The sequence below is a fragment of the Pelotomaculum propionicicum genome (genome assembly GCF_004369225.1).
Lineage (GTDB): Bacteria > Bacillota > Desulfotomaculia > Desulfotomaculales > Pelotomaculaceae > Pelotomaculum_B > Pelotomaculum_B propionicicum.
Map to the genome: position 1 here is coordinate 1 of NZ_QFFZ01000057.1, position 21,609 is coordinate 21,609.

Below are 21,609 nucleotides of genomic sequence, written 5' to 3' on the forward strand. Positions count from 1 at the left end.
GCCCGATTTATTATTTTATCAGCTGATATCTCTTGATATCTGTAGTATACTTCGATATTCGCCATTATTTATCCTGCTATCTCAGACCAATTTTTGCTATTCTATGGGGTTTTCGCAGTGGGATCATCTATTAGAAGCGATTAAGAGATGTTTTTTTATAATCATAACCACCCATAAAACGGGTGGTTTGCTCTAGCCCTATAAGGGCCGTTGCTGGCCGAGTCTTAAGACTCATTGAAAGTTTCGCCAACCGCATAATTATCACAAACCACCCCTAACTGCGCGGTTTAATAGGGAAACTTGTTGAACCATACCCCAGACCGATACGGAAAAGCAGAAGAGAGGCGTTATCTCAATGATAGTGCCTCTCTATTTGCTTTGAAGTGATTTAGTTGTCCCTTGTATTTGTATCAACACGGATAATCAATGAAGATAGCGATTAATTATCGATATATTCTGACAAAACAGTTCTGCCGTGTTGCTTCAAAAGTGCTTATAAATAAATCATCATCTGTGATCTTTCTTTCGGGATCATACACAACGAAAAGTATTCCTGCTACTGAAGATGGTATTTTAGTTATATCCGCTGCAATCCCTTCCGAAACAGTACTTTTGGCAGTTTTGCCTCTTGGAAATTTTGATTCAATAATTAAACCGTCTTTTGCATGATCTGCCTTATATGCAGTTTCGCCAAATTGAAGAGCAGGATACTCCCTTGTAAATTCACCCTGGGTACTAAGTAAGGCTTGAACTTTGTCATTCATATCATTCTCATCTTTTGGTTTCTCGCGTTGAAATGACATTGGAATAGCCTTACGCAGAATAGTATCCATCTCATTCACCCTGATTTGAACCGGCGTATTCAAATATTCTCGTTCAGCGACGATCCCTAAAAGAGAATTTTTATTTACCGGCACCCGAGGATCTTCAAACTTTAGTTGTATCGATTTTATAGCTTTCATGACCGAATCTCCAAAACGACCGTACAACTGAAATATTTCATCTAGACTATCATCTGGATTGTCATTTGGCCAATAATTTATGACATCAGTAATCTCATCAGTATAGCTGCGAAACAATTCATCTTTTGTACGGCTTGATTCAGCACAAGCAAGACGCAGTGTATTGTAAAGATGCTGAGCCGTTTTTTTACCAGGTATTTCCTTAATAATGTCATCCGCATAAGTGACATCATAGTCCTCAAGACCAGAAGCGTAAATTGCAAAAATCCTATCTATACACTGAGAACAGCAGCCGCAATGTGTAGCCGAATTTTTGGGTTTGTTGCGCGTAGAACTGCAGGAAACAGAACTCGTAATAATATTTTCTTCTCCATACTGCTTGAAAATATCAAGGATATCGCTCTTGGTCTTGTTATAATACGGAGTGATAATGTTGAAGTCTTTATCAAACAGCCTGAAAAATTCACGCAGCAGCCCTATAGTCTTTGGGTGCGTTGTCCTGCTCATCCTTGCATTAAAAGTATCACTTTGCTTTGGTAAATTGATACTTGTTATACCGTTTTCATGAACGAAGAATTCCTTTTTTTCGTAACAATTACATATTGCAAATGCTATCGCCGAAAACAAAAACATCCTCGACCGCTGAGTTTCTTCTCTGCTTGGAGCGGCCTTCTTATTATGGCATTCAAAGCCATATTGAATGGCTCTGTTGGAATATTTATCTCGTAAATGTTTTGCGGTAGCATTTTGTGTTCGGATGGTACAATTATTTGCCTTATGACTAACAAGACATAATTTTCTATCATTATGATCATTGAGCCTTTGAATTGCCCCAGCTAAAGAGTCCAATCCTCCAGAGAAAAGCATGACATCTGTTTTTTCTGCCTCATCAAGTGTTATATATTCCGTACTAAATAATGACAATTGCTGATTATCAGTATTAACAGGACTTAAACTGGCCTTTGTAAAAGAAAAGTTAAATCGACGGTCACCGGTCATGAATGCCAAGGCTTCGCCCATCTTGGTTGAAATCTTTCCATCTGACCAAAAAGCGATATCGGAAACAGGAATATGAAATTCGAACGCTCTTGACCATGCCGTGTTGTTGAGGCTATCTCTCTCACCACGGTTAATAAGCCTGTCCGTACAATAAACATATGCCGCAATACGTAATAAATCCAAAATGCGCGGAGAAAGATTTTCCGGATCTCGAACAAATTTATTGAACTCGATAGTAATGTTGGCATCTAAACCATCGATATCCCGATTTAGCAGGTTAAGTTCCTGGCTGTTACATATACTTGACTTGCATAACTCGTCGCAATACACAATTATAGCTTCGTTGGGTTTTGAAGGTTGACTGTTCATTCTTTTGCAGCCTCCCTTCGAAACTCCTCTCTCATTTTACTAAAAGAAATTCTTAAGAAGTCTGTTATCTTATTATCGGCAGGAACACTTGTCACTGCGTGTTTATTAAACCATCCAGCCGCAAATGACTGCATGATTTTTGACGTTTCAAAAGCATGATGGGATATGGCATCTGCAGTTTGCGAGATTCCGGCGGAAAATGATTGCAGCGTCGCATAATCGTTGATTTCGCTTGCCGCAGAACGTTCAATGTAATACTTTATCTGTCTGTCGGTGAATGCAGCAAAGAATGATCTCGCCAATTCGCAAAAGGCCGCTCCTGAGCCGACATTTTTCCAAACCGGCTCATTATTATCACCAAATAGCGTTAATTGATCTGAGGTATGATGGCTCTGGTAAGTTGTAATGGCTTGCAATACAGCATCTCGTGCTATTTTGTTCGTTTCAAGTGAGCCATCTTCTGTTGTAATGAAATTTTTCGCACTATTGACCAGTGAGAAAAGAGACAACTTATCATCGACCGCACACCCATTGTTTCTTAAAAAAGCTGCTTGATTATCTTGATTCGCTGACACAGAGAGCATAGCCAAAAACTTAATTGCCTTTGAAACAGACTCGTCATACGGCATCTGTTCATAATTTTTTCTTATACAAGTTAAAGTATTATCTGCTATTTTTGCGGTGGTTTCAGCGCTGGGTTGATATTCAGAAAGCTGCTGGACAATGGCATTCCATTGCTTGCTTTTTGGTAAAAAACCAATTCTTTCATGTCCCATGATATCGCCTCCCCCCTATGCCTCTTCATTCTACGTTATTAACATATACAACGTACTATGAAGCTGTTAGGTAGTTCGAAAACGTATTTAGCCTCGAGTGCATCTGACATTATTTGATAAATTATACCATTTCCACTTCATAAAAATCAATATAACGCTTAACAAATTCCTGCGTTCGCTCGTATTTTTCTTGTTTTTTCATGGTTTTATTGTTATAATCAAAGTGTTTATTTTGGTTGAAAAAACCAGGCGAGGTGGACAAAGTGGCAATCAGTTATAAAAAGCTGTGGAAACTCTTAATTGATAAGGACTTAAAAAAGAAAGACCTGCAAAAGCTTGCGGGAATCAGTTCTGCTTCCATTACAAAACTCGGCAAGAATGAAAATGTGAATACCGAAATACTTGCGAAGATATGCAAAGCCTTAAATTGTGATATAGCCGATATTATGGAAATGAGCGATGACGTGAAACGATAAAGAATTGGGTGGGGTCATTATGGAATCATATACGCCGTATCAGACAAGATATTTTGCCGAACAAATACTTCTTAAACGCCCGCAGTCCAGTATTGACGGGCTTGCTTCCGCTATGTCCGGCGTAAAGGTTGATCTGAATCCCCATCAGGTAGACGCCGCCTTGTTTGCCTTGAAATCACCGCTTTCCAGCGGCGCGCTTCTTGCCGATGAAGTTGGTCTGGGCAAAACTATCGAGGCAGGGCTTGTCCTCGCGCAATGCTGGTCGGAGCGCAAACGCCGTATCCTACTCATTGTTCCCGCCGCGCTTCGCACCCAATGGCGCACGGAACTTGATGAAAAATTCTTCATAAAATCAAGGATTCTTGAGTCTAAAAATTATAATAAGGCCAAAAAAGAAGGTGAACTCAATCCCTTTGACATAAAGGATGAGGTTGTTATTTGTTCATTTAACTTTGCGTCTCAAAAGGAAATTGACGTGAAGGCAATCTCCTGGGACTTAGTCATTATTGACGAGGCGCATCGTCTTCGCAATGTTTATAAATCAGGAAATGTCACCGGGACGCGTCTGCGTCGCGCATTGTCGGGGAAACGCAAATTACTGCTTACAGCCACTCCGCTCCAAAACAATCTGATGGAGCTTTTCGGATTAGTCAGCATTATTGACGAGCATGTTTTTGGCGATGCCCGGACGTTCCGGGACATGTACGTTTCAGTGAATAACGAGGAAGTTCGGAACCACGCTCTGAAGCAGCGGCTGAAGCAGTTTTGCAAGCGCACCTTGCGTAAACAGGTTACCGAATATGTAAATTACACAAGCCGCATAGCGATACTGCAGGAATACACGCCTACAGCGGATGAAGAAACGCTGTATAACTATGTTTCGGATTATCTGCGTTCGGACAAGCTTTACGCTCTTCCGCAGGGACAAAGGACGCTGATCACACTGGTGCTGCGTAAATTGCTCGCGTCGTCATCTTTCGCTATTTCCGGCACGCTTAATTCATTAATTGAACGGCTGGAAGGAAAACTTAAAGGTATTGAACGCGAATTGAACCTCGATGACTATGATACATATGACGAATTGCTGGAGGAGCAGGAAGATTCGGAAGATTCGGAGCCCTCCGATTTAGAAAAAGACCGGGCAGGCATAACGGAAGAGTTGGAAGAACTGCGCAAATTTTACGAACTGGCGCAGGGCATCACATATAATGCAAAGGGTGAAAATTTACTTTCCGCGCTGAAACAGGGATTTGAAAAAACCGAGATGCTGGGCGGCAAGCGTAAAGCAGTGATATTTACCGAATCACGCAGAACACAGGAATATCTGTTGAATCTGCTCTCCGACAACGGCTATAAAGACAGCATAGTTTTCCTGAACGGTTCGAATAACGATGAAATATCCAAAAGAATTTATGCGGAGTGGAAAGAACGGCATAAAAACGACGGGACAATTTCCGGTTCGCGGCAGGCAGATATGAAGGCCGCTGTTGTTGAGGAATTCAGGGATAGGGCTGGCATCCTTATCGGTACGGAAGCCGCCGCCGAGGGCATCAACCTGCAATTTTGCAGTCTGATTGTTAATTATGACCTCCCGTGGAATCCGCAGCGCATAGAACAGCGTATCGGCCGCTGCCACCGGTATGGTCAGAAAAACGACGTAGTTGTGGTTAATTTTCTCAACCGCAAGAATGCCGCGGATGTGCGGGTATATGAGCTTCTCGATCAGAAATTCCGGCTTTTCAGCGGGCTGTTCGGCTCCTCCGATGAAGTTCTGGGTTCAATTGAAGCTGGTGTTGATTTTGAAAAGCGCATCGCAGCGATTTATCAGAACTGCAAAAACCAGGAGCAAATCCAGGAACAATTTGATCTTCTGCAGGAGGAACTCTCCGAACGTATCAATGAGAAAATGACCGCCGCGCGGCAATCTATCCTTGAAAACTTCGACGAAGAAGTAGCCGCAAGGTTAAAAGGATGCCAGGAAGCTACCCTTGCCGGGCTTGATAAGTTCAGCCGCTGGCTGTGCAATTTCTTTATCATGCATGGCGCAGAACGGGTGGAGCCGCTCGACCAATGGCGATTCGCATATGCAAGCGAAGGGCATAGCGCCACATACAACATCCAGTGGAAAGACGCTGAGCGCCAGGGCGATATATTTCTGCGCAGGGACGACCCTCTGGTTCAAAAATGGCTGGAGCAAGCAATGTCCGCTCCCCTGCCGGGAGCTACTGTTCGCTTTAACCATACAAATTCGCCGGAACATAAAATAAGTTTCTTGGAGAGCCACCCGAATTTGCGCGGAACACTTTCCTTGGACAAGCTGAGTTACACCGGCTTTGGAACCGAAGAACATCTCATCTTTACAGTCGTCACGGAAGATGGAACTGAAGTTGATGAAGATATAGTAAATCGCTTTATGGAATTGCCGGCAACAGTAATCGGCGGCTGCGAGCCGGAAACCGCCGAACTTAACGAGAAACGGCGCGCTGGAATTGCGTTGCGGCAAGCAAAAATCGAGGAGGAAAACAAGAAATACTTCCTCGAAGAATGTGCCAAGCTGGACGCGTACAGCGAAGACTTAAAAGAAGGATTGCAGCGGGAATTGAAGGAACTGGGCAAAGAAATCACTGAGAAAAAGCGGATTTTTAAAAGCAGTACCGACAGGCCGCTTGCGGAAATGCTGGACATGAAAGAAGGAATCAACCGCCTTGAGGAGCGCCGCAAGAAAATGCGCCGGGAACTCTACGAGCGTGAGGATGAAATCGATTCGGCCAACGAGCGTTTGCAGGATGAAATCCGCTCAAAGCTGGCCGGGACATCCAAAGCTGAACATATTATGACCATCTCGTTTGAGATTGTCTGAGGATACGGAGGAATTTTCAAAAAGTGATTGACCGCGCTGTGCTTGCCTGCAAAAACAGCGGATTTGAGGTCAACGACCATTTTGCTGAGGTCAGCAAAATGGTCGAAATGCCCCAAAATGCAAAAAAACACGCAAGCTCAGAAACTCAAAGAAAAAGCTGATGCTGGACGAATAGGGGGAATACATACCATGCAAAAACTGGAGCTTACATGGATCGGCAAGGGCAGCGAACCCGCCGTGGAGCCGCGCATACTGCTGCACGACGCTTCAAAAGATTACGGCGATCCTGCCGCCGATAATATGCTCATACATGGCGACAACCTGCTGGCGCTGAAAGCGCTGGAGCAGGAATTCGCCGGAAGGGTGAAGTGCATCTATATAGATCCTCCGTATAATACCGGTTCTGCGTTCGAGCACTATGATGACAATTTGGAGCATTCAACTTGGTTGTCTCTGATGAAGCCGCGCCTTGACATATTGAGGAATCTGCTTAGCGACGACGGAAGTATCTGGATTAGCATTGACGACGACGAGGGGCATTACCTTAAAGTGCTTTGCGATGAGATTTTCGGTCGGCAAAATTTCATCAATACGGTAATTTGGCAAAAAAAGTTTTCTCCGCAGAATGACGCAAAATGGCTCTCTGACAGTCACGATTTTCTATTAGTTTATGCCAAAGAAAAGTCTACTTGGCGACCCAACTTACTTCCACGCACTGCTGAAATGGACAGCCGTTATCAAAACCTAGATAACGACCCACGTGGACCGTGGTCGTCAAGTGATATGACGGTAAAAACTTACTCGGCCGAATATGACTATGAAATCACTACTCCTTCTGGTCGTAAGTTGAAACCTACCGCTGGACGTTGTTGGAATACATCAAAGGAGAATTTTCAAAGGCTTGTTGATGATAACCGCGTTTGGTTTGGTGAAAACGGAAATAATGTGCCCAGACTGAAAAGGTTCTTAACCGATGTTAAAGCCGGGATAACCGCTATGACATTGTGGACATACCAAGAAGTTGGTCACAATCAGGATGCGCGGAAAGAAGTAATTGCGTTTAATTCCGAATCTGTTTTCGCCACGCCCAAACCCGAACGCCTGATAGAGCGCGTCCTCACACTCGGTTCCAACCCGGGCGACCTCGTGCTCGACAGCTTCCTCGGCTCAGGCACGACAGCCGCCGTCGCGCACAAGATGGGGCGGCGCTGGATTGGCATTGAACTGGGCGACCACTGCTACACCCACTGCCTGCCCCGCCTGAAAGCTGTCGTGGACGGCGAACAGGGCGGTGTTTCCAAATCTGTCAACTGGCAGGGCGGCGGCGGCTTCAAATTTTATGAGCTTGCGCCGACGCTGATTGTCAAGGACAGGCACGGCAACCCGATTATCGACACCGAAAAATACAACCCCGAAATGCTGGCGGCGGCCGTCGCCAAGCTGAACGGCTTCGCCTATGCGCCCGATCCGGAAGTGTTCTGGAAACAAGGAAAAAACGTTGAGAACAGCTATATTTACGTTACTACCCAATACTTAACGGCACGGGAGCTTGACCACATTGCCCGCGACTTGCCGGATTATGAAAAACTGCTCATTTGCGCCCCGGCGTTCGACATCGGGCTGGGCAAGCGGTATGAGAATATTGACGTGCGGAAAATCCCGCAATCGGTGCTGGACAAGTGCGAATTCGGTATAGACAATTATAATTTGAACATTGTCAACCCGCCGGAACTTGACGAGGAGGAATGGGACGATGCTGAACAGTAACGCAAAATTCATCAACAACCGGCTTGCCCTCCGCCCTCCTCAGAAGGAGAGTCTGGAACGCTTTCAGCAAATAGCGGATATTCTGTCGCTCTCCAAAACACCGGACTTGGAAGAAGAATTGCGAAAAATCCGCGAAATATTCCCGACGCTTACCAGCTTCGAGCGGGAATTCCCGTCGGTTTGCTTTGCCCTTGCCACGGGCATCGGCAAAACGCGGCTCATGGGGGCGCTTATTGCATATCTGCATTATCAAAAAGGTATAAAAAACTTTTTTGTGATGGCTCCGAACCTGACGATTTATAAAAAACTGAAAGCCGACCTTGGCGACCCGTCGTGTGCGAAGTATGTGTTTCGCGGTCTGGACAAGTTCGTAAATCCGCCTCGCATCATCGACGGCGACAATTACGAAGAGTTTCGACAGCTAACGACAAATGAGATTCTTCAACCGATAATTATTAATATTTTTAATATCTCCAAGCTCAACTCCGAAAGCAAGACGGCGGATGGCAAGCCTGCCCGCATCAAGCGGCTCAATGAAGTGTTGGGCGAGTCATATTTTCAATACTTGCAATCCCTGCCGGATTTATGCATCTTTATGGATGAGAGCCACCACTACCACGCCGATCGCAGCTTTGACGTTATAAACGAGTTGCGTCCGATATTGGGGGTAGAGCTTACCGCGACACCTCAGATCCAAAAAGGCGCACGCAAAATCGACTTTAAAAATGTGGTATACGAATATTCTCTCGCCCACGCCCTGAATGACGGACTGTATGTGAAAGTTCCCGCAGTATTCACACGGAAGGATTTTCGCCCGGAGGAATACACGCCGGAGCAGCTCGACCGTGAAAAGTTAAATGACGGCATCCGGCTGCATGAAGAAACAAAGAGCAAGCTGGACGTGTACGCCCGTACCTATGGCAAACAGTTGGTCAAACCTTTTGCGCTTGTCGTCGCCAAAGACACCGGACATTCCCGGCAGATTAAGGAATATCTGACCTCGACGGACTTCTTTCGCGGGTATTACAAGGACAAAGTTCTGGAAATCAACTCTGCCCAGCGAGGGGCGGAAAAAGACGAGAATATTGAGCTTCTCCTTTCTCTGGAGCGGCCGGACAACCGCATTGAGATTGTCATCCATGTGAATATGCTCAAGGAGGGCTGGGATGTAACCAACCTTTATACGATTATCCCGCTGCGCGCCTCCGCTTCAGAAACCCTCACCGAACAGACCATCGGGCGTGGGCTGCGTCTGCCCTATGGCCAAAGAACAGGCGAAGATGAGGTCGACCGTCTGTCCATCGTAAGTCATGACCGCTATGAAGCCATCGTCAGACTTGCTAATGACCCGAATTCGCTCGTGCGGCGTGTTTATTATATTGACCCGGCCGAGCCCCAAAGCGGTGATCAGCGGGAAACGCTGGAAATGCCGACGGTATACGATGAGCTGACAAGTGCAGAGAGCTTCACGGAACAACTCGCCTTCACATTGAGGGAAACCGCGACGAATGACTATGTTGTGGATAAAGCTCCGGAACAGACCGTGCAAGTGGCGCAGTTTGTTGCCCGTCTTGCCTCCAAAACAGTCGTGGAGCTTGGCAAACAAGTGAAAACCTTTGATGCCACCAGGGATGAAGAAATAAAAAAACTGGTCCATACCAGCATTGTGAGCGAAACCATCCGGCAGTTCCCGGCACTCGGATTAAAAAAAGAGGATTTAACAGCGGTTGTTGAAAAAGCCATAGATACTTGTACGCAGGCACTGACTGAAAATGTGATTCCTATCCCGCAAGCGGTGGTGCAGCCTTTTACGGAAGTAAAACATGGTTTCTATGATTTTAAGTTGGACACCCGCAACATGAACTGGCACCCTTCAGACGATACGCTTATCGGAACAGAGCTGCAGGAAGGCGGTGAAACTTTCGAGTATCATACCGGATTTGCTCTCTTTCCCAAAACAGACACCGTTGAGAACGAGATTGTGCGGCACATCATCGTGCATGACAATGTCGATTACAGCAGTTGCGCCGATCTCATCTATTCCCTGATCGCCGACGCCAAGAGGCACTTTTTGTCCTACTTGAATCCTGAAGAAACAGAAAAGGTGATGCGTGACCGCCAGCGCAGCTTGGCGGAGATCATCTACGCTCAAATGAACGAGCATTTTTACAAAGAAGAAACCGGCTACAGGGCTTCAAGTATGCGTCCGTTTACACGCATAGAAACTGGGTTCGGCGGAAAGTTCAAATCCGACGATCTTTATGACTTGCGTGCCAACCTATCCCCTTCTGAGGTAAAGACGAAAATTTTCAAAGGTTTTAAGAAAGCTTGCCATACGCTATACAAGTTTGATAGTAATACCGAGCGCATATTTGCTATTGTATTGGAGAACGATGGCGCTGTGCTGAAATGGATGAGGCCGTCAGCAAAGCAGTTCAATATTTATTATGGGCCGGGCGGCATAAGCCGCTATGAACCGGATTTTGTTGTTGAAACGTCTGATGTAATCTACATGGTGGAAACAAAAGCATCTGACGATGTTCGGAAAGCGTTGCAGAATAAATCCGGCGATGTTTGGGAAAAGGCAATCGCCGGGCGGGAATACTGCCGTGCCGTCACGGAGTGGAATTCTGAAAACGGCGGCAAGCCATGGGAGTATGCTCTTATCTCTCACGATGAGGTGCGGCTGCAATCCAGCTTCATTTATTTGGTGAAAAATCGGGTGGAACCGGAACAGTTAAAGATTGAGTAAAGGGGGATAAGGATGTTAATTGACGAATTAGCAGCAGCCTGCTCAGAGACCTATAATAATTCCAATCCGGGGAATTGTGGAGTGAATTGTAACAACGGAATGAACTGTGTTGGTAGATGCGACTTTGAAGATGGTTGCCTTGACCAAGTACATTGTTGGCCACAAAAAGGAGGTCGTTCAGATTACGAATGCGATAAATTACTCTGTTGCTACGTTCAAAAATATTCGCGGAGGTATTCTGAGAATGTTTTGTCCGTTGAGAATAATATTGATTTTAACCAATATTCACGTTATAACATTCTTTCAATTGGCTGCGGTGGTGCCCCCGACCTAATGGCATTTGAAAGAACAGCAAGAGGTAAAGATATTTATTACGAAGGATTCGACCGGAATAAGCGCTGGAAAGCTATTCATGAATTAATTGAATCATATGCCCAAAAAACGGACAATATTGAAGTTAGTTTAAATAGGTGCGATATTTTTGAAGTGTTAGCAAAAAATAAACCTACATGCCATTCATATAACATTGTGGTAGTCCAATTTCTTATTTCGCACCTTGTTAATACAAATCAAATTTTTTATATTACATACCCCCGAGAAAATAGCCGATCAACGGCAAAGGCAGACAGCTTAATCTGCTGTCTGCCTCAACCAATACCCACGGTTCATAAAATATCCCTATGGATATGCGCTTAAAGGGGTTATTTTTTCTTGTTTTTCCCTACAGGCTCACCTGTAAACGGGTCAATATACTCTTTCAGACTAAGTTGATCTGCCACTATGTCTTCTTGAAGTTGGTTTCTTATATATTCTTCTATTGCCTTTTTATTTCTGCCTACCGTATCCACATAGAAACCCTTGCACCAAAATTGTCTGTTGCCATATTTATACTTTAGATTGGCGTGCCTATCAAATATCATTAGTGAACTTTTGCCTTTTAAGTATCCCATGAAACTTGATACGCTTAGTTTTGGTGGTATTGAGACCAGCATGTGTATGTGATCCTTACATGCATTTGCCTCCAATATCTCTACGCCCTTATACTCACAGAGCTTCCTAATTATTTTTCCGATATCCTCTTTTATTTTTCCATAAATTATTTGTCTCCTGTATTTTGGTGCAAACACTATGTGGTATTTACAATTCCACTTTGTATGTGCTAGTGTATTATTATCTATGGCGTAAGACCTCCTTCTGTTTTTTCTGCGGTTGGCTAAACCCGCATTATTGTAACAGTTGGAGGCTTTTTATTTCTACCCATAGCTATAAGCTTTTTGGAACCACCTGCATAGCAGGTGGTATTCAATAAACAATAAGATGCCGGTCAAATAGATAAAATATTTGACCGGCATCTTATAAAGCAACCATTTTCCACTAAATATCTTCTGTTAGAATTTGGTGCACAGGCGATCCTTCAGATTGAGCCGGGAAACGAACGCCACCCAGGATAGCCATAGTAGGTGCGATATCCACCTGACGAATAACCCGTTCAGTTTTATAACCTTCTTTAATTCCTGGTCCTGCTGCGACAAAAATTGGAGAAACCGATGTGCCGGCATAACCGTTTTGAGTTGACAAGGAGTCCGCGTGAATAACATTGAATGATTCTTCTTTGAAGTAAACAATATCACCACATTCCGGTCCACTCATACCCAAAATCGCTGCGTCTTTATTACGCATAGCCAACGCCACTACCCGCTTACCGGTTTTGGGATCACGATAGTTATACAGATCATTAATAATTTGCGTTTCTAGATCATATTTATCTTTGGGATCAACGATTCCATGCTCATCCCGGCCAATTAAGTTGAGGTAAATATAGTTACCACGGCTGGCCACCGCTTTGGTGTTCGCCCAATCAATTTCACGGAGCCGCTTACCGTTTGCATCTTTAACCAATGTAGTATAGCCTAGACTTTCCATTATTGGTGTGGTTACGCCAATGATCTCACCCAATATCACGCCGTGATTTTCCTGGCTAATCAGACCATGGTCCGAAGTAATAATAATAGTCCAGCCTTTGTCCAGATAAGGTAAAAATCTTCCCAGATAGTTATCTGTTTGAATATATACTTTTTCAATAAATCCTTGATACGCTTCTTCATTATTGTTCCACATTTCTTGGTGTTTAGCAAAATGCCAAAATTGATGTCCTGACGCGTCAACATTGTGCAAATGTGAGAAGATAACATCATACTTATTATTATCCATAAAATATGTCAAGGCGTCTGCTTGCCACTTGCAGTAATAATCCCAGGTTGGAATATACACTCTTTCAACCAATTTCTCGTTAGTTCCAGTAACCCCCGGCCTTGAGGGAACTGGCCCGACATTCTCCAGAACTTCCTTATATAAGGACTTTGGATGAAACAAATCATCCCGGGTCATATCCACCGCCATATCCACTATCATGTTAACTTGAGAACCGTCAGGTTTAATATCCAAAACATGGTAGTTCCTATTGCATAGAATGGCTTTGCCATTCTCATCCACGAGAGAATCAGACACGCAATAAACCGAATTCTCACCTTGAATAGTTACATAAGGCTCTATTTCTTTTTTTGATTTATAAACTGCAACTGTGTCATATTCTCCTTGTTTGTTTTGCAATAGCAACGCCGGACGCCGATTCAGACCTTTTCCTAAAACAATTGTAAATTCTTTGGCTCCGGCAGGTGCGTCAGCCCAGCCACTGGCTTGTTTAATCGGTGACTTCACAGTATCCGCGATAAACTCGCTTAATACATTGATTTCGTTTTCTTCTTCACATGTAACAATATTTTTAATGCCTTTATCTCTGTTTTTTGCTGCTGCACCCCTAAAATTAACTGCCACTTTTTCTTCCGCAACCAAGTCCTCCACATTATCAATGATACAACCGGCTCCAGGTGTAACAGCAGCAGTATTGGGCAAAAATTGCACCTCTTTAAGAGTAGCTGAAGCAACTACTATTTTCAAAATATCCACTACTGCGGATGTATTAATGGTAGGTGGTGAAGTACCATCAACGACGCTAAGATTAGGGCTATCTGAAGTTGGAGGCCATGCACTGCCGGGCCAATGCCAGACTAACGTTTTTTTGTTACCATCTTCAGCGAAAACATTCCATAACGGCTCTGCCTTACACCGCTTGGAGTCTAAATTATACACTAAAGTATCTAATTGACCATGTTTTTGACCAAACATGCATGTAATGCCATGCGTCCCGGGATACGCGCCGGTTGCCAGTGTAGTCCATAAAGGCGGCGTAACGGTAGGCATTGCCCCTAACAAGACTAAATCTTCCCGGCAAGCGCCTCTGTCTATGAACTTTTGCAGATTGGGCATTTTACCTTGATCCAAGAACTTTTTGGCCAGCCTTGGTTCAAAACCATCTACTCCCAAAAGAATCATTTTCTCTGTTAAGGCTTCTCTTTTCATCACTTTTCCTCCTTCAATACCATGGGGACTGGTTACATTAGTACTAACTAGAATAACGTTAAGCTGTTGCTGAGCCTGTTCTTTCTTCATTTAGTTCTTCCAAAGTTCTTTTACCTGTTTTTTCACCAAGGAATAAGACAAGTATCGCAGGTAAAATAAAGAACAACCCATTTATTGTGTTTAACCCGGCCCATCCATAATTAGCCCATAGCACCGGTAAGGCAAACTGAGACAGAGCAGCTGCTAAACGGCCTGAACCAAAGACAAAACCCGAAGCGTTACTTCTAATATGAGTCGGGAATGATTCAGCCAGATAAGACCAAAACATGACCAATGAGCCGGCGCGGAAGATCCTATGAACAGTCAATGTAATGACAACAAGTATAGGTAACGTGGACATGCCGCACACAATAGAAAGTGCACCCGCTATCACGCAAAACACAACGATAGGTATCTTTCGGCCACCCTTGTCAACAAAAAATGAAGACGTTAAATCCCCTGCCGGACTACCCCAATCTGAAATAGCTGCTATTGTTAAAACAGTGGCGACCGGCAAACCAATCTTAGTTAACATGGTAGTATAAAATGTCCCGATGAAAAAGATTCCCAAATTTATACCCAATCCCAAGGTGCCAAGCACTAAAGTCCGTTTTATATACTCTTTGCTGAACATAACTCTCAATGCTTCTATATTGCCGACTTTTTTTACTTCTTTTATACTCACGGCTCGTAAGTCTACTTTTTGACCGGTAATCTCTTCTACAAGATTTTCTGCTTCTTCAATACGACCTTTAGATACCAGCCAACGAGGAGACTCTTTAAACCAAAAGAAACCTAATAATGCCAGGAAGATGCCGCAGCTGCCCAATACAAAAACATACCGCCAGGTTTCCGGTCCCATCGGTACAACCCACCTTGCAAACAAAGCACACATCGGGATCCCGATTGTACCGCAGGCAATGGTTAGAGACTGATATCTTCCCCTGTTCTCAGAAGGCAGCATTTCAGCTATATAAACCATAGCTACAATCACCGTTGCCACAACACCAAAACCAGTAACTAAACGCGCGCCAGCCATGACTGGAAAACTTGTTGCAAAAGCGTTACCAAGTGATCCCAGGGAAAAGGTTAAGATACCAGTAAGCATTGCTTTTTTGCGTCCAATCCTATCCGAAAGCCAGCCTCCAAAAACAGCGCCGAGAAACATCCCAAAATAATTCAAAGAGTTAACATGAGCAACTTGTGCCGTTGTGATGCCCCAGTTTTTTATTAAAGCCGGCACGGCATAAGAAAAAGTACCATTATCCATTTGGTCAAAAAAATAGACTAGTGCTGCCAACCACAAGAATTTTTTTTGCGTATTCCCGATTTTTGTGCCATCGAAATAACTTGGCCCAGCATTCGCGCCTCTTGCCATAATAATTAACCTCCTCTTTATAAAGATAATACACAACGATATTAGATAAAACCACTCTCAATACCCTGGGACATCTTTACATCACCTCATCGCATCAACCCCTTCCGGATCAATAAACATTACACGTTTCCTGACATTTTTCCACTCCTTCATGAATTTACTATTTAGGATAATTAATATTTTCACATATATATCTAAACAAATTATATATTCCCTGAAAATTTTAGAACAATCGGCAATTAATATGTCAACCCATAGATTATAGTTACTACCTATGGCTCAATATAAAAAATTAGCCTTTTAAAACCCTACCATCAACTCAACTTTCCTAGTTACGACAAAAAAAACCGGTCTTCTAAAGCAAAATAGAAGCATCCGGTCAAATGGTTATTTATTTGATGCACTTGCGTTCAAAACGTCCACGTTGGGTGCTATCGGGGAAAAACGAGGTTAATGATTATAGAGCGGGGCAAAACGCTCCAGTGCGGCTTTACCTTTAGCTATCGCCAGGAACGCTGCTGGTATGCACGCCAGGGCCAGACCCGCATAAAGGACCCAGGCCAAGAAATAACTCCCCTGATTATCAAAAATAAACCCGGAAAGCGGCATACCAAGGCTACCCCCCAGGTTGAGGAATAAAATCATTACTCCGTAGATGACACCATAGTCTTTTTGCCCGAAGATTCCTGCGGTAAGCAGCGCGGGCACCATCGCCAAAATGGGGAAGGCTAGACCACCAATTATTCCGAAGGTTATGGCAAGCGGCATGATTCGGGCTCCAAACATGGTCAGGACCGCGACAGTGAATATTAAGTACATAAAGGCTGCGCCCGTTTTCATGCCAAACCTGTCGAAAATAGAACCAGTCAATATTTTTCCAATAACCGCAATACCCATGAAAAGAGATACAATATTGGCCGCGAATTTAGAGGAATAACCGATATCAGTTAAATAAGCCGGGATGTGCATCTGTACACCCATGCCGGTTAAACCTGTTATAAATACAACTAAACCCAGGAGCCAAAAAGATGGTGTCTTTACAGCTTGAGAGAATATCAAGCCATTAGCTTCGACAGCCAAATCAGCCGGGGCTCCCTTAACGGACTCCCCATAGGCCGGAAGTCCCATTTCCGATGGAAGACGTTTGACAATGAAAAGTGCAACCGGTATGCTGGTGACGGCAAATATGCAGCCAAGCACCGCAAATGATAACCGCCAGCCATAAGATACAATCAGCCAGTTGGTAAAAGGGTTTAACACCATCCCGCCTATACCGCCGCCGGTCATAGCTATTGCTAAGAAGAGGCCGCGTTTTTCCTTGAACCAACTTGTAATCAGCATCGAAACCGGAACAAGGTGGATCGCGGCCAAGGCTAATCCTAAGAAGACTGAACATATATAAAATTGAAACAGTGTATTACACCGGGAATACAGCATGATACTAACGGACGCGGTGGCACAACTCAAGGTCATAACCAGCCGCATAGAATATTTATCAAGAAATTTTCCAGCAAACGGAGACGCTATCATCGTTGACGCGGTTATAAGCGTATAGGATAATGCGAATTCCCCTCTGGCAAAGGCCAGCGACTCTATTACGGGTTTAAGAAACACACTCATACTATTGATGGCGATGCCTAATCCTGAAAAGGTGAGAAAAAAACATCCCGCCACAATTAGATAATGGTAATGCTTATAAACTATCTTTTTATGTTTCATTTAGCAGTTTTTATCCTTTCGAAAAAATGGTTTGGCATGGACATGGCGACTCCGTTGAGCAGCAGCGTCAGCAATATCATGGCGCCTATGACATCACTGGTCACACACAATTGTGTTTTTAAAGTTCTCTCCCCCAGACCGCTTCAAAAACTCCGGTTATATCACGAACAACCTTTCCTTCTTTAAGCAGCAGGGCTGCCGGTGTCGCTGTCACGTTGTACCTCCGAGCGATCCTTTTCTTCCTTGACATGTCCACTTTAACCAGCTTTACTTTGTCCCCGCTCTCCGCCACTGTCTGCTCCAGCCTGGCTACAGCGTCTATGCTGGCTTCATCCGCCGGGTTCCAGAAAGCCAGCACCACGGGCTTGTCCGCGTTCAGCACGTTCTCTTTGAAGTCGTCTTCTTCGGCCAGGTACCTCTCTATTGTCACTGCCGCCACGGCGCCGTCAGCGGCCGCGGTCACCACCTGGCGCAGGTATTTTACCCTGGCGTCTCCCGCGGCGCACACGCCGTCGACGTTGGTCTCCATCATCTCGTTGGTTGGAATATATCCTCGCTCGTCTAACTCTACTTTTCCTTTTAAAAATTCTGTCTCAGGCGCCATGCCCACGTAGATAAAGACTCCTTCGGCCTTTACTTCTGTGTACTCTCCGGTCTTCAGGTTTTTGACCACTACGGCCTCGACGTTTTCCCTGCCTTTGATTTCGGCCAGGACGGAGTTCCAGACAAATTCTATCTTGGGGTTCTGGAAGGCTTTTTCGGCGCTGGCCTTGTTGCAGTCCACGATTCCTTCATCGTGAATAACGATCACGATAACCTTGCCGGCGTACTTGGTGATGTAGACGGCTTCTTCTATGGCGGCGTCTCCGTTGCCGACGACCACTACGGTCAAATCTTCGTAGAATTCGGCGTCGCAGGTGGCGCAGTAGGACACGCCGCTGCCTCTCAGCTTTTTCTCGCCCGGTATATTGAGCAATCTGGGCTGGGAGCCGGGCGCTAAGATCACTGCTCTGGCCTGGTACTGGCCGCCTTTTTTGGTTTTGACTGTTTTGATTTCTCCTGCGAGGTCTACTTCTGTTACTTGACCCTTGATGATTTCAGCGCCGAATTCTTTGGCGTGGCTGGCCATGGTTTTCATTAAATCGGGGCCTGTGGTGGATTTAAAGCCGGGGTAGTTTACTATCTCCCTGGTGGTGAAGGCCATGCCGCCTACGGCGCCTTTTTCCAATATCACTGTCTTTAGCTTTGCCCGGGCTCCGTATATTCCCGCAGTCAGGCCTGCCGGCCCTCCGCCTATAATTACAAGATCATACACTGACATCTTTCACCCCTCCAATTCTTTTCTATCTGTAAAAATTATATTTCGCATATAATTTTTTGACTAATCGAAAAAGCGGATACAAAAACCAAAGCTATAGCTGTTGCCTATAGCAATAATTACGATGGAATAACTGTATAAAGCGTGCAAACTCAGGTTGCTGACTGTTCCGTCAGACAACCTGAGTTTGTTTACCCGGGAACAAGAAGGAACCTTTATAAACCTTGTCGAATTTGAGGATCATATAAAATGGATTGATAAGAACATAAGCTATAAAAGGCGGTAACCGGCATGCGTATAGAGCAGTTATACTATCTGACCGAGGTGGCCAAAACTAAATCGATAAATCTTACCGCTGAACATATTTATGTGTCCCAGCCAAGCATTAGCGAGGCCATTCAAAAGCTGGAAAAAGAACTGGGCGTTACCTTGCTGAACCGTTCCCCTCAGGGTGTATATCTCACGGAAGATGGCGAGAAGGTTGTAAAAAGAGCCCGGGAGATTTTAAAGATTGTTGATCAATTAAAATCAGATCTAAAATCAAATGAAACCAAGACCTCTTTATTGAAAGGCTCCCTGCTTATTTCCTACGCTCCTCTAATAAACGTCAGTATCATTCAGAAGGCGTTGTCAGATTTCAGCAAGAATTATCCCAAAGTAAATATAACCTTAAAAGAACAGCTTGTAGAAAAGCTAATGTTAAATATTAAGGATGGCAAGGCTGACCTTGGCCTAATTTTAATACCGGATGAGCTTTTGATAAGCGGTAAATTGTCAAAAATAGATATTAATAACGAATTCCACTTTGAACGGTTATTTAATGATAAGCTGGTTGTAGGTATAGGAAAAACATCCCCTTTGTCAAAAAGGAAATTTATTACCATCAAACAAATACTGAAATACCCCCTGGCCATTTATCAAACTGACAATGAAGATACCTGGCTAATGAGACTCTTAAAGAGATACGGCGAGCCTAAAAGTCTGTTTAAATGCGACAGTAATAAACTCTTCAAAAAATTAATCATTGAAGGAATGGCCGCGGGATTTTTTGCCAAGTCAACTCTTATCGAGGACATATCTTATAAAGAAATTCTTTATTTGCCGATTAGAAATAATGTACAATTATCTTGTGGGTGGATACGGTCATATAATTTTCCTTTTTCAGAAGCCGCTCAAGAATTTGTCAAGGTATTAAAATCCTATTGCTAAATATCAATGTATGGATGACCAAGTTCCAAAGCAATTAATCCCCCTTATGAGTTCAAAAAACAAAAAGGGAGAGCTACACTGAATATGAGCCAGCTGACTGGTGTCAGCTGGCTTAGAATGCTTTATTGAGTTAAGTAACGAACCTACATCAATAAAGGCGATAGTTATTACCTGTGACGATTACTCCCTTTGAAACAAATTATATCCGTGGGTAATTACAAGAAACCGGTAATATGCATTTAATAATGGGGCAGCCTAGGTTCTTCTTAAAAGCTATTTGAAATCGATACCAGCTTACCGTTCACTTCCTGCACTGAACGGTTACGTTCCAGTGCGGCTTTACCCTTTGCTATCGCCAGGAACGCTACTGGTATACACGCAGGGGCCAACCCCGCATAAAGGGCCCATGCCAATTTCTGTGACATTAAACCTCTGAGCGATCCTTTTCTTCCTCGACATGTCCACTTTAACCAGCTTTACTTTGTCCCCGCTCTCCGCTACATTTTTCTCCAGGCTGGCTACAGCTTCTATGCTTTCTTCATCCGTCGGGCTCCAGAAGGCCAGCAGCACGGGCTTGTCATATATTTCCTATTGTTGTTCCTTCCACGGACCTTGAAAAAAAATCAGACGAGTGCCGATAGATAAACCTCTTAAGGTATCCTAAGACCTTTTTCCATTTTTGAGCCGTTAGAAACGATTCTACGGATTCATTATTGTTTCTCTCTAAAATAAGTTGATTCTTTTCATTGGGGAGCGGCAGAGAGAACTTCTATAATTATATAATATTCGACATATATTTTACGATTAAATTACTTTTTCTCAGAGGTAAGTGTTTACTGGTATTGTCGAAAGGAAAAATTATTTTCTTTTTATACTTGGGTAATTAAGTGAATCTTCTTTTGCTTTTTTTTCAATTTCTGCTTTTATATTAGCATCTTCCCACTTATATTGATCAATTTCAGTATTATCAGAATCAAAAAAATTCAATTCATAAGTGAGCAAATTAGGTATTTTTATTCTCATTTCAGTAATTATATTACTTTTAAAAGTGTTTTTTGCTTCATCATCTAATGCATTCCAAATTTCAATAGCTTCATTAGTAAGGATGTAATTTTCAATACAACTGAGTTCCTGTAAGTCAGTTTTTGATAGTGACAATCCATTAGTAATCATACTATATTTTTTTTGAATAGACATAGTGGCTAAATAAATAATTTCCACGGAATGTTTTTCACCATTCCAATTTACCTTTGCTCCTATTGATTCGGCGATAAATCTTAATGGAATATATGTTCTATCATCTATTATTTTTGGCGAAACATCTAAAGTAACTTGTTGAACTCCTACTTTGGCTTTCGTATTATCAATTTGTAAATTTATATTTCCAAAATCCTCGTTCCTTGTGCTCTTGATGGTCTCAAAAAGGTTTCCCTGGTTCTGTTTTACCGGAAAGACATAATCGGCCTTTTTATCTTCCACGATGAACCGGGCATGCTCCACCTGGGTGTGCATGGCATCGGCGGTGACGACCCTGCCTTCCAGGTCCAGCGGTTCCAAAAGGGGCT

The 21,609-nt window shown here is 43.7% G+C and carries 16 protein-coding genes; 7 read left to right on the forward strand and 9 right to left on the reverse strand.

The window, feature by feature from the left end; genetic code table 11:
• Positions 1 to 443: 443 nt before the first annotated feature.
• Positions 444 to 2,330, reverse strand: a complete 1,887-nt coding sequence (locus Pmgp_RS16680) for a 7-cyano-7-deazaguanine synthase (RefSeq protein ID WP_134215401.1) — start codon at positions 2,328 to 2,330, stop codon at positions 444 to 446.
• Positions 2,327 to 3,106, reverse strand: a complete 780-nt coding sequence (locus Pmgp_RS16685) for a hypothetical protein (protein ID WP_134215403.1) — start codon at positions 3,104 to 3,106, stop codon at positions 2,327 to 2,329. The genes Pmgp_RS16680 and Pmgp_RS16685 overlap by 4 nt, the downstream gene beginning before the upstream one ends.
• Positions 3,107 to 3,369: 263 nt before the next feature.
• Here Pmgp_RS16685 and Pmgp_RS16690 point away from each other — a divergent pair, with 263 nt between their 5' ends.
• Genes Pmgp_RS16690 through Pmgp_RS16715 form a run of 6 tightly spaced genes read left to right on the forward strand, consistent with a single transcriptional unit; the run spans position 3,370 to position 11,657 of the window.
• Positions 3,370 to 3,582 (forward strand): helix-turn-helix domain-containing protein, encoded by a 213-nt coding sequence (locus tag Pmgp_RS16690; protein ID WP_134215405.1) that lies wholly within the window; start codon positions 3,370 to 3,372, stop codon positions 3,580 to 3,582.
• Between the two features lie 19 nt (positions 3,583 to 3,601).
• Positions 3,602 to 6,442 carry an SNF2-related protein gene (locus Pmgp_RS16695; RefSeq protein ID WP_134215407.1) on the forward strand — a complete coding sequence of 947 codons (2,841 nt, stop codon included), beginning with the start codon at positions 3,602 to 3,604 and terminating at the stop codon, positions 6,440 to 6,442.
• Positions 6,443 to 6,465: 23 nt separating this feature from the next.
• Complete coding sequence (locus tag Pmgp_RS20400; protein WP_243119925.1) at positions 6,466 to 6,603, forward strand: hypothetical protein; 138 nt, start codon at positions 6,466 to 6,468, stop codon at positions 6,601 to 6,603.
• A 28-nt stretch (positions 6,604 to 6,631) separates the two neighbouring features.
• A complete protein-coding gene (locus Pmgp_RS16705; RefSeq protein WP_134215409.1) occupies positions 6,632 to 8,209 on the forward strand; it encodes a site-specific DNA-methyltransferase in 1,578 nt (525 codons plus the stop codon).
• A complete protein-coding gene (locus tag Pmgp_RS16710) occupies positions 8,196 to 10,961 on the forward strand; it encodes a DEAD/DEAH box helicase (protein WP_134215411.1) in 2,766 nt (921 codons plus the stop codon). The genes Pmgp_RS16705 and Pmgp_RS16710 overlap by 14 nt, the downstream gene beginning before the upstream one ends.
• A 12-nt stretch (positions 10,962 to 10,973) precedes the next feature.
• Positions 10,974 to 11,657 (forward strand): hypothetical protein, encoded by a 684-nt coding sequence (locus Pmgp_RS16715; protein ID WP_134215413.1) that lies wholly within the window; start codon positions 10,974 to 10,976, stop codon positions 11,655 to 11,657.
• A 5-nt stretch (positions 11,658 to 11,662) separates the two neighbouring features.
• On the opposite strand, the gene tnpA is transcribed toward Pmgp_RS16715, so the two are convergent.
• The 5 genes from tnpA to trxB form a co-directional block, all read right to left on the reverse strand.
• Entirely contained in the window at positions 11,663 to 12,139 is a 477-nt protein-coding gene (gene tnpA, locus Pmgp_RS16720; protein WP_134215415.1) for an IS200/IS605 family transposase, read from the reverse strand.
• 196 nt (positions 12,140 to 12,335) lie between these two features.
• Positions 12,336 to 14,381 (reverse strand): alkaline phosphatase family protein, encoded by a 2,046-nt coding sequence (locus Pmgp_RS16725; RefSeq protein ID WP_134215417.1) that lies wholly within the window; start codon positions 14,379 to 14,381, stop codon positions 12,336 to 12,338.
• Between the two features lie 58 nt (positions 14,382 to 14,439).
• Entirely contained in the window at positions 14,440 to 15,798 is a 1,359-nt protein-coding gene (locus Pmgp_RS16730) for an MFS transporter (protein ID WP_134215419.1), read from the reverse strand.
• 450 nt (positions 15,799 to 16,248) lie between these two features.
• On the reverse strand, positions 16,249 to 17,517 hold the full coding sequence (locus Pmgp_RS16735; RefSeq protein ID WP_134215421.1) for an MFS transporter: 1,269 nt from the start codon (positions 17,515 to 17,517) through the stop codon (positions 16,249 to 16,251).
• 118 nt (positions 17,518 to 17,635) lie between these two features.
• Positions 17,636 to 18,838 carry a thioredoxin-disulfide reductase gene (gene trxB / locus Pmgp_RS16740; RefSeq protein ID WP_134215423.1) on the reverse strand — a complete coding sequence of 401 codons (1,203 nt, stop codon included), beginning with the start codon at positions 18,836 to 18,838 and terminating at the stop codon, positions 17,636 to 17,638.
• A 288-nt stretch (positions 18,839 to 19,126) separates the two neighbouring features.
• On the opposite strand from trxB, the gene Pmgp_RS16745 reads away from it, so the two are divergent.
• Complete coding sequence (locus Pmgp_RS16745; protein WP_134215425.1) at positions 19,127 to 20,044, forward strand: LysR family transcriptional regulator; 918 nt, start codon at positions 19,127 to 19,129, stop codon at positions 20,042 to 20,044.
• A 339-nt stretch (positions 20,045 to 20,383) separates the two neighbouring features.
• Here Pmgp_RS16745 and Pmgp_RS16750 read toward each other — a convergent pair whose 3' ends face one another.
• Both Pmgp_RS16750 and Pmgp_RS16755 read right to left on the reverse strand, forming a co-directional pair.
• On the reverse strand, positions 20,384 to 20,614 hold the full coding sequence (locus tag Pmgp_RS16750; protein WP_134215427.1) for a thioredoxin domain-containing protein: 231 nt from the start codon (positions 20,612 to 20,614) through the stop codon (positions 20,384 to 20,386).
• A gap of 288 nt (positions 20,615 to 20,902) precedes the next feature.
• On the reverse strand, positions 20,903 to 21,609 hold a 707-nt coding region (locus Pmgp_RS16755; protein ID WP_192902987.1), incomplete at its 5' end, for a copper amine oxidase N-terminal domain-containing protein.

Bases quoted from the DNA above. Each gene is read 5' to 3' on its own strand.
- Pmgp_RS16725 (WP_134215417.1), bottom strand. From the start codon at position 14,381: ATGAAAAGAGAAGCCTTAACAGAGAAAATGATTCTTTTGGGAGTAGAT.
- Pmgp_RS16710 (WP_134215411.1), top strand. From the start codon at position 8,196: ATGCTGAACAGTAACGCAAAATTCATCAACAACCGGCTTGCCCTCCGC.
- Pmgp_RS16730 (WP_134215419.1), bottom strand. From the start codon at position 15,798: ATGGCAAGAGGCGCGAATGCTGGGCCAAGTTATTTCGATGGCACAAAA.
- Pmgp_RS16705 (WP_134215409.1), top strand. From the start codon at position 6,632: ATGCAAAAACTGGAGCTTACATGGATCGGCAAGGGCAGCGAACCCGCC.
- trxB (WP_134215423.1), bottom strand. From the start codon at position 18,838: ATGTCAGTGTATGATCTTGTAATTATAGGCGGAGGGCCGGCAGGCCTG.
- Pmgp_RS16735 (WP_134215421.1), bottom strand. From the start codon at position 17,517: ATGAAACATAAAAAGATAGTTTATAAGCATTACCATTATCTAATTGTG.
- Pmgp_RS16695 (WP_134215407.1), top strand. From the start codon at position 3,602: ATGGAATCATATACGCCGTATCAGACAAGATATTTTGCCGAACAAATA.
- Pmgp_RS16680 (WP_134215401.1), bottom strand. From the start codon at position 2,330: ATGAACAGTCAACCTTCAAAACCCAACGAAGCTATAATTGTGTATTGC.
- Pmgp_RS16685 (WP_134215403.1), bottom strand. From the start codon at position 3,106: ATGGGACATGAAAGAATTGGTTTTTTACCAAAAAGCAAGCAATGGAAT.
- Pmgp_RS16745 (WP_134215425.1), top strand. From the start codon at position 19,127: ATGCGTATAGAGCAGTTATACTATCTGACCGAGGTGGCCAAAACTAAA.
- Pmgp_RS16715 (WP_134215413.1), top strand. From the start codon at position 10,974: ATGTTAATTGACGAATTAGCAGCAGCCTGCTCAGAGACCTATAATAAT.